Here is an 11662-nt window from a genome sequence, read left to right on the forward strand (position 1 = left end):
CCTCAGAACAGATCCACCGAGCCACCCGACGTTGCCTTGACCACGGTGGCTGCATTGCCCTTGCGTTCTTCCACGGCCAGCGTTTCGGGGTGCGAATGGGCCAGCCGCTTGACCAGCACCTTGCCCGTCACCGGGAAGAAGCAGACCTTGCGTGGGTGAATATCCAATACATCCTGCGACACCACCGGGATGCGTTCCGTGGCCAGGTAGTCAAAGACAAATTTGGTGTTGCGTTCGCCCACGTTCATGGTGGTAAAACCCGCCATGACGGCCGCGCCGCCGAACACCTTGGCCTGCATCGACTCGCGCCGAGCGCCCTTTTTCAGCAACTCGTTGATCAGCAATTCCATGGCGTACGAACCATAGCGACCAAAACCGTCGACGCTGTCCCCATCAGGCAGCATGAAATGGTTCATACCCCCAGCGCGCACTCTCCCGTCCCAGATACAGGCCGAAATGCATGACCCCAAGACGGTCATGACGACCAAATCTTCGGTGGACACAAAATACTCACCCGGCAGGACCTTGACCGCGTCATATTGGAAATGATGATCACGGTAAAAAAAGGTCGCTTCGCCAGGGTTGCGGGCCTGCGCCTTGAGCTGATCAACGCGCGACATGGCACCGCCCGCTGAGACTGCGGACGCAGCAGCCACGCCTGAAGCGCGAAGCGACGAAGGAGCCATGCCAGATCCAAACATATTCATGTGTGCCTTGCAATCATTGGGCGTGGTCGCAGTTGAGGACGCCACCCTCGGAGCACGAATAGTTAACGACGTTCATAGACGGTCTTGCCTCTGAGAACGAACAAATCGCGCGACTCGCTGAAATTCTCAGCGTGTCCCACAAACAGCAAGCCCCCGGGCGCCATAACGCGATGAATGCGCTCTAACACCTTGCGTTGCGTTGGCGCATCAAAATAAATCATGACATTTCGGCAGAACACCACATCAAACGGCTGGCGAAACGGCCAGTCATCACGAATCAGGTTGACGCTGATAAATTCAATCATGCGCTGCAACTCAGGCTTGACGCGGGCCATGCCTGCGTTGCCACCCTTGCCGCGCAGAAAGAAGCGCTGGATTCGCTCCTCACTGAGGCCCTTGAGACCCTCCAGGCGATAAACCCCTTGCGCGGCAGAAGCCAGTACTTTGGAGTCAATGTCGCTGGCCGTCAGCATCAAATTCGCCTTGGGACCCAGCGACTCCAGGGCGGTCATGATGATCGAATAGGGTTCTTCACCCGTTGAGGCGGCATTGCACCAAACGCGCCAGGCCGCGCCTGCAGGCCTGGATTTCAAGTGGCTGTCGAAAATCTCAAAATGATGCTGCTCACGGAAAAAAGACGTCAGGTTTGTCGTCAGGGCATTGACAAACTCCTGCCATTCGGGGCCATCATTCGTCTCCAGCCAGCCCAGGTATTCTTTGAAGCTCTGGTAGCCGGTATCGCGCAGGCGCCGTGACAGACGGCTGTACACCATGGCATGCTTACCGTCATGCAGACTGATGCCCGCGCGTTGATAGATCAAGGCCTGCACCCGATCAAAATCAGCATCCGTCCAGGCGAATTCACGCCCCTGCATGTCGGCACCCGCGGTGTCCGAAGCACTCCCCACTGGCATGGGCACGGTGGCGTTCAGACGAGAAGCTGTTTTGACTAGCACCATGCGGTGAAGCACCCTAAAACACAAGGTGAGCGTTTTTCACGCGACATCAGGTGCCAGTTCCATGTCGACGCCAGACATTAATTTTTCGATATCCAGCAGTATCAACATGCGGTCGCCCAGCGACCCGAGCCCCAAGACGGCGTCGCTGTCAATCACACTGTCCACATCGGGTGCCGCCTTCAGGCTCTCGGCGGGCAGTTCCATCACATCGCTGACGGAGTCCACCACAATTCCGACGATGCGGCTGTGCAGATTGAGAATAATGACCACCGTGAAGGAGTCGTATTCAGCCTTGGAGCAATGGAACTTCAAGCGCATATCGACGATCGGCACAATCGTGCCGCGCAGATTAACGACCCCTTTGATGAAATTGGGCGCATTGGCAATGCGCGTAGGCGGCTCATAGCCGCGGATTTCCTGCACCTTCAGAATATCAATGCCATATTCTTCCTGGTCCAGCCGGAACGTCAAATACTCGCGCGCTCCCGCTGCTGTCATTTCACCCAATTTTTCCATTGCACCCATTGTGTTCTCCTGCTGTTTGCGCGTTCAATGGCGCGAGCGACGCACCAGCGCACCGGTATCGAGAATGAGCGCCACCTTGCCGTCACCCAGAATCGTCGCGCCGGATATGTTGGGCACCTTGCGATAATTGGATTCCAGGTTCTTCACCACCACCTGTTGCTGACCCAGCAATTCGTCGACCAGCAAGGCCACCCGACTGCCATCCGCCTCAACCACCACCATGATGTCGCTCGACTTGTCAAAATCAAAGCGCGGCACCTGAAAGACCTTTTCGAGCTCAATCACCGGCATGTATTCATCGCGCACTTTCACCAGGTGTGCGCCCTGCCCGACCGTGCTCACGGCATCCGACTTGACCTGGAACGACTCCACCACGGAGGACAGCGGCAAGATGTAAACCTCGTCACCGACGCCGACCGACATGCCGTCCATGATGGCCAGTGTCAGCGGCAGCCGAATCGACACCTTCATGCCGTAACCCTCAGCCGAATCAATCTCGACTGTGCCATTTAAAGCCGCAATATTGCGCTTGACCACATCCATGCCAACCCCACGACCCGACACATCGGTGACCACATCGGCAGTGGAAAAACCGGGGGCAAATATCAGCATCCAGACTTCAGCGTCGGTCATTTGATCCGACACATCCATGCCACGCTCGCGTGCTTTGGTCAAAATCTTCTCACGCGACATGCCATGCCCGTCATCGCGCACCTCAATCACAATGGAGCCGCCCTGATGGGCTGCTGACAGCGTGATCGTGCCAGTCTCAGACTTGCCGGCGCGCAGACGATCAGCGGGCATTTCAATGCCGTGGTCGCAACTGTTGCGCACCAGGTGCGTCAACGGATCGGTGATCTTTTCGACCAGGCCTTTGTCCAGCTCTGTGGCCTCACCCTGCGTGACGAAATCAACCTTTTTGCCCAGCTTGTTCGCCAGATCACGCAACATCCGCGGGAAGCGGCTGAACACGATCGACATCGGAATCATGCGGATCGACATCACCGACTCCTGCAAATCGCGGGTGTTGCGATCCAGATCAGTCAGGCCCGTCAGCAGCTGCTGGTACAGCGCCGGGTCAAGTGCCCGACTATTTTGCGCCAGCATGGCCTGTGTAATCACCAGCTCGCCCACCAGGTTGATCAACTGATCCACTTTGCTGATGGCCACCCTGATCGTCGCGGCTTCTGGCTGAACGGCTGGGCTTGCAGCTTTGGCCACCGCTTGCGCCGGAGTCGCCAACCCGCTGGGCCCGGCCGTCACACCCGTGGTGGCGGCGACAGGAACAGGGGCGCCAGGCGCACCATCAAAGAAACCAAAACCTGGCAGTGGGGCCAAGGGGGCTCCTGGCGGCGGATCATCATAGAGCGATGTTTCGGGCAAACCCGCTGCGCCATCGAACAATCCGTAGCCCGTCTCAAGTACGACAGCGGCGGCGTCCTCCAGCTCCTTGATAGACACCTGTTCCCTTGAAACGTGAAAGGCAAACAAATCCAGTAAATCGGCGTCGGTCGATGAGGTTTCAACGGCAAAGACCCGTACGTCAGCCTGGTTGCAGGCCACCACCGTGATCTCACCCAAGCCCTCGATATCACGAAACAGTTCCTTGATGGCATCGGCTTGGGCCGGGTGGTCCAGGGGGCCAATTCGAATTTCAAGCGAGCGTGCTGCGGTCGATGGCTGGCTGGTCGGCGCCAGCACCGCCATGGAGGGAACCGCCGGTATGACAGGCATGACCACCGGTGTCGGCAGCGGCTGCTGGAGCGCAACGCTCGGTATTGCCGGCACGGTCTCTCCGACAACCAGGGCCTTGATGCGGCGCACCAAATCGCCGGTGGGGGGTGCATCGCCTTCTCCCCCAGCTTGATGACGCGCCAACAACTCGCGCCCGGCATCCGCTGATTCAAGCAGCACGTCAACCATGGCAGCGTTTGGCTGCAGTTCATGGCGACGCAAGCGATCCAGCAACGATTCCATTTGATGCGTCAACTCGGCCACGTCCGAAAAACCGAAGGTAGCAGCGCCGCCTTTAACGGAATGGGCGCAACGAAAAATCCCGTTCAACTCCTCATCATCTGCCGTTTCAAGATTCAGGCTGAGCAGCATCTGCTCCATCAAATCAAGATTTTCTGCGGCCTCTTCGAAAAATATCTGATAAAACTGGCTGAGATCAAAATCCCCCGCCGGACTATTTGTTTCCTGGTGCGCTTCCGCCATGTGAATCTCCTGTGTTCCTTATGACAACCGAACTATCTATGAACGTCCGTGGACGCGTCACTTGATCACTTTTTTAATGACCTCAAGCAGTCGAGCCGGATCGAACGGTTTGACCAACCAACCGGTGGCCCCGGCAGCCCGCCCGGCCTGCTTCATCAGGTCGCTTGACTCCGTGGTCAACATCAGGATCGGAACGGTTTTGAACTGCGGATGATCCCTGAGCTTTCGGGTCAACCCGAGTCCATCAAGTCGGGGCATATTCTGGTCTGTCAGGACCAGATCGAACGACTGGGCCTGCGCTTTTTCGTAGGCATCAATACCATCAACCGCCTCCACCACTTGGTAGCCGGCCCCGGTTAAGGTGAACGACACCATCTTGCGCATGGACGGCGAGTCGTCAACAGCGAGTATTAAAGACATGTAAGGCTCCGACTATTTCAGTTTGGGGTAAATGGGGGGGGGAGACGATCAAAAAAGCTCAATGGAACCAGCGTCCATGGCATCCTGGGTGACCGGGTTGGGGCGTTCCGGAACATCCTCAACAAACGGCACCGCCTCGCCATCTTCGAGCCCCATGGACTCGGACGCCAGGCGGTAGGCACAACCTTGAAGTATCTTGGACGTATGAACGATCAACTGTGACGCCATATCCTGAAACTGCAACTCGGTCACCGCCGCTCGCAGGGCGCTGCGAACGGCATCGAGCGCCGCGGACTCGGTCAGCATGGGATCAGCAAGATTGGCGCTGGCACAGGTGAACCGCTCCATCAGGTTTTCCATCGTATGCACCAGCAGCCCGTCAAGACGGCTTAAATCATGCACCACCACCAGCAACGAATCCTGCACCTCTGCCACCAACATGACAGGTAACTGCACGGCGGGCACTGAATAGCTTGTCTGATTTGCTTGCATTCTTGTATCCAATCACTTCACCGAAGCATCGCGTTAGCCTCGATTGAGGTCACGGTTTTTGGCAGGCTCAACTTTCCGCATGGCGTGCATTAACGGGCGAGTCCAATATTAAGGCAATTTCAAGGCCAGTTCGGTCAAAATAGGCAACGAAGAGACACCCTTTTATGAATTTATACGTGCCTGTCAGGATCGCCGCGCATCTCAAACAATGATACCGTTCACCATGTCGCATGAATCTCTCCTCCCGAGCCCCTTGCGAATCTTGCATCTGGAGGACTCTGCGCTTGACCATGAGCTCGTCAAACGGGCGTTGCTCAGGTCACACGAGCCCTGTCAGCTTGAGCGGGTAGAGTCTCTGAACGAATTTGAACGCCTGGTCAGAGATGTTGAGTTTGATGTCATCCTGGCGGACTATCGACTGCCTGGCTTTACGGCGCTGGACGCCTGGCAGATCCTGCAGCAACAGACCGAACAACCGCCCTTTGTCTTGCTGTCTGGGGCCATCGGTGAGCAGGCGGCCGTTGCCGCCATCAAGACCGGCATCAGCGATTACCTGGCAAAAGATGATCTGAGCCGACTGGCGCAGGTCATCCGCCGTGCAATCGAGGTTCACAGCATTCGACGGGCCAAAGAACTGGCCGACAGCGAGTTGGCCCGATCAGAGAAGCGACTGGCAAATTTCGCCGAACACCTGCAAATGACGATAGAGCAGGAGCGCGCTGCGATTGCCCGCGAAATTCATGATGACATTGGTGGCGCGCTGGCCGCCGTACGCTTTGATCTTTCCTGGATTGGCCGTCACACAGCCGACCCCCTCACCCAGCAACACGTCACAGCGGCCACCGACATGCTGCAGCAGGCAATAGGGGCGAGTCAACGCATCATGATGAACTTGCGCCCCGCCATACTGGATCAGGGTCTGGTCGCCGCGGTTCAGTGGCTCGCCGGCAGTTTTACGAAACGTACGGGCATCAAAACTGTGGTGCATGCAGCACCAGAAACAGGCGCCTTGTCCAAGGCCATCCGGTTAGTCGCCTACCGCACGGCCCAGGAAGCTTTGACCAATATCGCCAAACACGCAGCGTGCAGCCAGGTCATGATCGACCTGTCAGATGCAGAAAATGTATTGACGCTTGAAATCAAGGACAACGGCAAAGGCATCTCGCCCGCCGAGCTCAACAAGCCACAGGCGTTTGGGGTCAGGGGCCTGCACGAACGCGCCAGAACCGTGGGCGGTTGGCTCGACGTCAGCACCCATCTTGGCCGCGGAACTTCAATCATTTTGTCCGTTCCCTTGGCGCAATCCGATTCAGAGACCCACGAGGAAGCTGCTCCAGATGATTCACGTTATTCTTTGTGACGACCACGCGATGGTGCGTCGCGGCATCCGCGACACGCTGGCAGAGGCGGTTGATATTCAAGTCACCGCCGAAGCCGCCAGCTATGCTGAAGTTCGCGAGGCCATGCGTCACTCGGCCTGTGACGTGCTGGTCCTCGACTTGAATCTGCCCGGTCGAGGCGGCATGGAAGTTTTGTCCAGCCTGAAGGAAACCAATTCAGCGATCAAGGTGTTGATCGTCTCCATGTACCCGGAAGACCAGTATGCGATTCGGTGTCTGCGCGCTGGCGCGCAAGGTTACCTGAACAAGGCTGGCGACCCAGCCGACCTGATCAACGCAGTGCGAACCGTGGCCCAGGGCCGAAAGTACGTGACACCCGCAGTCGCCCACATGCTGGTCGAAAGCCTGAGCACGCCCGACAACCAAACCCTGCATGCCGCATTGTCAGAGCGCGAACTGCAGACCTTGCTGAAAATTGCCTCGGGCAAGCGCCTCGCGGACATCGCCAAAGAACTGATGCTCAGCCCCAAAACCGTCAGCGTCTACCGGGCCCGGGTGCTGGAAAAACTCAAACTCACCAACAACGCCGAGCTCACGGTCTACGCCATTCGCAACGAGTTGGTCTGAAACCGCGCCCACCCCAAGCGGCACGGTCAGAGGCGGAACCAATCATGCGGCTATTTGCCGGCAAAGATGTCAATCGCCCGATCCATCAGCGCCATAAGGGGTTGATCCAGCATGGGCAAGGTCGCGGCAATGCCGATCATGCCAACGGTCAAGGTGACGGGGAAACCAATGGCAAAAATATTCATTTGTGGCGCCACCCTGGAGACGATGCCAAGCGCCAGATTGGCAAACAGCAGCATGCCGATCATCGGCAAGGCAATCCACAACCCGCTGGCGAACAAGTCCGTCCCGAAATCATAAATCTTCATTTGCCCGATGGCTTCAAGAAAATTCTGATCGACTGGAAATTTATCAAAACTTTTGATCACAGCCATCAAGACCATCAAATGGCCGTTCATCACGACGAACAAAAAAGTGGCCATTTGTCCAAAAAAACGTGCCACGGCGCTGGATTGGGTATTCAGGGCTGGATTGAAAAACGAGGCAAAGCCCAATCCCATCTGAAAGCCTACCACCTCGCCTGCCAGTTCCACCGCCGCGAAGACCAGCCGCACCGTGAATCCAATCGCCAATCCGATACCCACCTGCTGCGCGACCGCGCCCATGGCGTCAGGCCCAGCAATACTGATGATGGGCTGGCCTTGCAGACTGGGTTGCGCGGCAAAAGCAATGAAAAATGCCAAGCCGATCCTGGCGCGCAGCGGAAAAGCCTTCGAAGAAAAGAGCGGGGCAGCGGTAAAAACGGCCAGCACCCGCAAAAATGGCCAGATCATGGGTGACAACCACGCCACCAGCTGGGCTTCGGTGAATGTGATCACGAACGGGGCACCCGACTCACATCACGGCCGATGGGATCGCTTCGAAGGTGCGGCGAATGTAGTCAACCAGGACACTCAGCATCCATGGCCCGGCTATTGCAAAGACCGCCATCGCCGCCACCAGCTTGGGCACAAAAGCCAGCGTGGCCTCATTGATCTGGGTCACCGCCTGAAACAGGCTGACCAGCAAACCCACCACCAGCACCACACCCAGCACCGGCGCCGACACCATCAGCAGCATGATCAAAGCCTCCTGGCCCATCGTCAAAACCATTTGTGCGTTCATGGGCCTCCCTCAGGTGACAAAACTGGCGGCCAGCGAGCCAATCAGCAAATTCCAGCCATCGGCCAGCACAAACAGCATCAGCTTGAACGGCAAGGCCACCAGCACGGGCGACAGCATCATCATCCCCAGCGACATCAGCACACTGGCGACCACAATGTCGATCACCAAAAACGGGATGAAAATCATGAAGCCGATCTGGAATGCCGATTTGAGCTCGCTCGTGACAAACGCCGGCACCAGCACCCGCATCGGCACAGTCTGGGCGGTCGCGCCGGGCGCGAGTTTAGCCAGCTTGGCAAACAGGGCCAGATCCGACTGGCGCGTTTGTTTACTCATGAACTGGCGCAATGGGTCTTCTGCCTTGGCCAGCGCCTGCTCAAACGGCATGCCGCTGTTGGTGTAGGGCAGATAAGCGTCGTTGTAGACCTTGTCCAGCGTGGGCCCCATCACCAGAAACGTAAGAAAAAGCGACAGCCCGACAATGACCTGATTCGGCGGCGCCGACTGGGTGCCCAAGGCCTGGCGCATCAGTGACAGCACGATCACGATGCGCGTAAAGCCCGTCATCATGAGCAGGACGGCCGGCAAAAATGACAAGGCGGTAAAGAACAGCAGCGTCTGGATCGGCACTGAAAAGCTCATGCCCGTGGGCCCCGTCCCCATCAGCAAGGGCAACTGCCCGCCGCTCTGGGCCAGCGCCGCCACAGGGCTAACGAGTCCTAGCAGAACCACGGCCAACTGGCGCCGCAATCCTGTGCCATGCGCGCCAGACAGGCGTTGATCGCTCACCACAGACTCCCGCATCACAATGGCGCAGGCGGAAGTTGGACCACTTGCGCCATGCCTGCCTGCTTATGGGGGTCAAGCGCAGCACTGTGCAGGCAGGTGATGGCCTGCGCCGTCACACCCAGTGTCAGCCAGACACGGGCGCCCTCGGGCCCGACTTCAACCGTCACCACGCGCTGATGTGGACCGACCGCCACCGCGGAAATGACGCGCGAGCCGGCGACCACACCCGCACCCCCGGCTGCCGATCGAGCTTGCAGCCACTTGAGTCCGATCGGCACCAGTGCCAGCAAAAGCACAAACAGGCCTACGGACAACAGCGCTTGGGTCATCGGCTGCATTAGCCGCCCTTGCTGACGCGACGCAGTCGCTCGGACGGTGTCACGACGTCGGTCAAACGAATGCCGAATTTGTCATTCACCACGACCACCTCGCCCTGCGCAATCAAGTAGCCATTCACCAACACATCCATCGGCTCGCCAGCCAAGGCATCCAACTCGACGACCGAGCCTTGTCCTAACTGCAAAATATGCTTGATAGGTACTTTGGTTCGGCCCAGCTCGACCGACAGCTGAACGGGAATATCGAGTACCCGATTGATATCGCTGATCGGCGCATCCGTGGATGAAAATGAATGGGACGTGTCACCAGAAAGAACACCGCCTGGTGCTGCGGTCGGTTCCGAACTTTTTTGCTCCAGCAGAGCCTCGGCCCAATCGGCCATGCCGTCATCTTCTGCGGGTTTGTCATCAATTGCCATACGTTATCCCTTCCAATTGAGGTCATTACCTCTCAAGCTTTTGTCAATGCGAATTGCATATTTTGCGTTGTGGGTGCCATATTGACACTCAAATACCGGAACCCCTTCTACCGTCACTTCAATGTGTGTCGGACGATCGAGTTCAATAAAATCCCCGGCCTTCATAGCCAATAGCTGTTCAACAGTCGCGTCGGCACGGGCCAGTTCAGCCACCAACGTGACTTCAGCCGCCTGAATTTCCTGCGTCAAGACATTCACCCAGCGCTTGTCCACCTCGATGGAATCGCCCTGCGTTGATGAGTACAGTATGTCGCGAATCGGCTCCAGCGTCGCGTAAGGCATACAAAAATGAATGGAACCCGCAATCTCACCAATTTCCAGCTGGAAAGAGGTCGAAATCACGATCTCGCTGGGCGTGGCAATGTTCGCGAACTGCGGCTGCATTTCAGAACGCTGATATTCGAGCTCCAGCGGATAAACACCCTTCCAGGCTTTTTTATATTCATCCGTGATCACATTGACCAGCCGATTGATGACGCGTTGCTCCGTGGCGGAAAAATCGCGACCTTCGATGCGGGCTTGAAACTTGCCAATGCCCCCGTAGAGCGTATCAATGACGCCAAAAACGAGCGATGGTTCACAGACAATCATGCCACTGCCGCGCAAGGGCCGAATCGCCACAATGTTGAAGTTGGTAGGGACGGCCAGTTCACGCAAAAACGCGCTGTAGCGTTGCACCGTCACCGGCCCCACTGAAATTTCTGGGCTGCGCCGGATGAAGTTGAAAAGCCCCACCCGCAGGTTGCGCGCGAATCGCTCATTGACGATTTCCATCGTCGGCATGCGCCCGCGAACAATGCGCTCCTGACTCGAGATGTTGTAAGAGCGAATCTCACCCTTCTCGTGAACTTCCTCGACGAGCTTCTGGCTTTCGCCAGTGACGCCCTCCAGCAGGGCATCGACTTCTTCCTGGGAGAGAAAGGATTCACTCATGAGCCGGCCCCGTTTGCACCGCTACTGAACAATGAAACTGGAGAACAACACGCCCAACACGGGCAGCTCGGCGTGATCCGCCGCCTTGACGGCTTTCTTCTTGGCGCCGCCTGCGGCCGCACCTGCTGCAGCACCGCCAAATGGGATCAAGGTTTCACGCAAAATATCATTGGCCAGCTTTTGCTTGCCCTCTTGCGTTAAAAGCTCATCCGACGTGCGCTGAGCAATCAGCATCAGGACCCCACTGCGAATGACCGGCAAATAGGCTTTGACCGCATCCGAAGCATGCGCATCAAGCACCTGCAGGGTAATGCCCACTTGCGCCACCCTCTCGCCCCCTGGGTCAGCCAGATTCACCACCATATTGTCCATCGGCAAATAGACCGGCGGTCCTTTGGGTGCCTCATGGGCAGCAGCAACAGCCGCCGCCTCACCATCTGCGCCCTCCAGAGCGGCAGCGCGCTGCTTGCTAATGAAGAAAAACGCGGTTCCGCCCGCCAAAACCAGGACCAACACCAAGCTGGCAATGATGATCAGCATTTTTTTGCGACGGACTGGTTTCTTAACTGGCTCGTCCGCGTCAAGCTTGGCGTCGTCGGGCTTGGCTGCGTCAGGTTTGGTCGCCACTGGATTTCCTTGAACAAATTAAGTTGGAGAGCATTATTGAGCACATTCACGGCCACAAGCGTTAAATCAGTTGCTAGAAAGCATGGCTTTCAGCGGCTTCTTAAC

General features: G+C 57.3%; 15 protein-coding genes. 2 read left to right on the top strand and 13 right to left on the bottom strand.

The genetic code is table 11. The annotated features are described in order from the left end of the window. Positions 1-2: 2 nt before the first annotated feature. The 6 genes from cheD to GZ093_RS10685 all read right to left on the bottom strand — a co-directional run bounded on the left by cheD (position 3) and on the right by GZ093_RS10685 (position 5320). The gene (gene cheD / locus GZ093_RS10660; protein ID WP_296485703.1) at positions 3-620 is read right to left on the bottom strand and encodes a chemoreceptor glutamine deamidase CheD; all 618 of its coding nucleotides are present in this window, start codon (positions 618-620) and stop codon (positions 3-5) included. A 149-nt stretch (positions 621-769) separates the two neighbouring features. Next, on the bottom strand, positions 770-1621 hold the full coding sequence (locus tag GZ093_RS10665) for a CheR family methyltransferase (protein WP_296485754.1): 852 nt from the start codon (positions 1619-1621) through the stop codon (positions 770-772). A gap of 81 nt (positions 1622-1702) precedes the next feature. After that, entirely contained in the window at positions 1703-2191 is a 489-nt protein-coding gene (locus GZ093_RS10670) for a chemotaxis protein CheW (protein WP_296485705.1), read from the bottom strand. 24 nt (positions 2192-2215) lie between these two features. Next, positions 2216-4408, bottom strand: coding sequence for a chemotaxis protein CheW (locus GZ093_RS10675; RefSeq protein WP_296485707.1), 2193 nt, complete (start codon positions 4406-4408; stop codon positions 2216-2218). A gap of 57 nt (positions 4409-4465) precedes the next feature. Further along, positions 4466-4828, bottom strand: a complete 363-nt coding sequence (locus GZ093_RS10680) for a response regulator (protein WP_296485710.1) — start codon at positions 4826-4828, stop codon at positions 4466-4468. A 48-nt stretch (positions 4829-4876) separates the two neighbouring features. Continuing rightward, the gene (locus GZ093_RS10685; protein ID WP_296485712.1) at positions 4877-5320 is read right to left on the bottom strand and encodes a hypothetical protein; all 444 of its coding nucleotides are present in this window, start codon (positions 5318-5320) and stop codon (positions 4877-4879) included. Between the two features lie 223 nt (positions 5321-5543). Between GZ093_RS10685 and GZ093_RS10690 the strand changes: the two genes are divergently transcribed. Next, entirely contained in the window at positions 5544-6680 is a 1137-nt protein-coding gene (locus tag GZ093_RS10690; protein WP_296485714.1) for a response regulator, read from the top strand. Then, positions 6658-7287, top strand: coding sequence for a response regulator transcription factor (locus GZ093_RS10695; protein WP_296485716.1), 630 nt, complete (start codon positions 6658-6660; stop codon positions 7285-7287). Before GZ093_RS10690 ends, GZ093_RS10695 begins: the two co-directional genes overlap by 23 nt. A 50-nt stretch (positions 7288-7337) precedes the next feature. On the opposite strand, the gene fliR is transcribed toward GZ093_RS10695, so the two are convergent. The 7 genes from fliR to GZ093_RS10730 form a co-directional block, all read right to left on the bottom strand. Next, positions 7338-8105, bottom strand: coding sequence for a flagellar biosynthetic protein FliR (gene fliR, locus GZ093_RS10700; protein ID WP_296485717.1), 768 nt, complete (start codon positions 8103-8105; stop codon positions 7338-7340). Positions 8106-8121: 16 nt separating this feature from the next. After that, positions 8122-8391, bottom strand: a complete 270-nt coding sequence (gene fliQ, locus GZ093_RS10705) for a flagellar biosynthesis protein FliQ (RefSeq protein ID WP_296485719.1) — start codon at positions 8389-8391, stop codon at positions 8122-8124. Between the two features lie 9 nt (positions 8392-8400). Then, the gene (fliP, locus tag GZ093_RS10710; RefSeq protein ID WP_296485756.1) at positions 8401-9054 is read right to left on the bottom strand and encodes a flagellar type III secretion system pore protein FliP; all 654 of its coding nucleotides are present in this window, start codon (positions 9052-9054) and stop codon (positions 8401-8403) included. 140 nt (positions 9055-9194) lie between these two features. Further along, the gene (locus GZ093_RS10715; protein ID WP_296485721.1) at positions 9195-9509 is read right to left on the bottom strand and encodes a flagellar biosynthetic protein FliO; all 315 of its coding nucleotides are present in this window, start codon (positions 9507-9509) and stop codon (positions 9195-9197) included. An 8-nt stretch (positions 9510-9517) separates the two neighbouring features. After that, positions 9518-9937 carry a flagellar motor switch protein FliN gene (fliN, locus tag GZ093_RS10720; protein ID WP_296485723.1) on the bottom strand — a complete coding sequence of 140 codons (420 nt, stop codon included), beginning with the start codon at positions 9935-9937 and terminating at the stop codon, positions 9518-9520. Between the two features lie 3 nt (positions 9938-9940). Further along, positions 9941-10930, bottom strand: coding sequence for a flagellar motor switch protein FliM (gene fliM / locus GZ093_RS10725; RefSeq protein ID WP_296485725.1), 990 nt, complete (start codon positions 10928-10930; stop codon positions 9941-9943). 21 nt (positions 10931-10951) lie between these two features. Further along, positions 10952-11557, bottom strand: a complete 606-nt coding sequence (locus GZ093_RS10730; protein ID WP_363260600.1) for a flagellar basal body-associated FliL family protein — start codon at positions 11555-11557, stop codon at positions 10952-10954. Between the last annotated feature and the right edge of the window lie 105 nt (positions 11558-11662).

Source organism: Rhodoferax sp. (assembly GCF_010365055.1).
Classification (GTDB): Bacteria; Pseudomonadota; Gammaproteobacteria; order Burkholderiales; family Burkholderiaceae_C; genus Rhodoferax.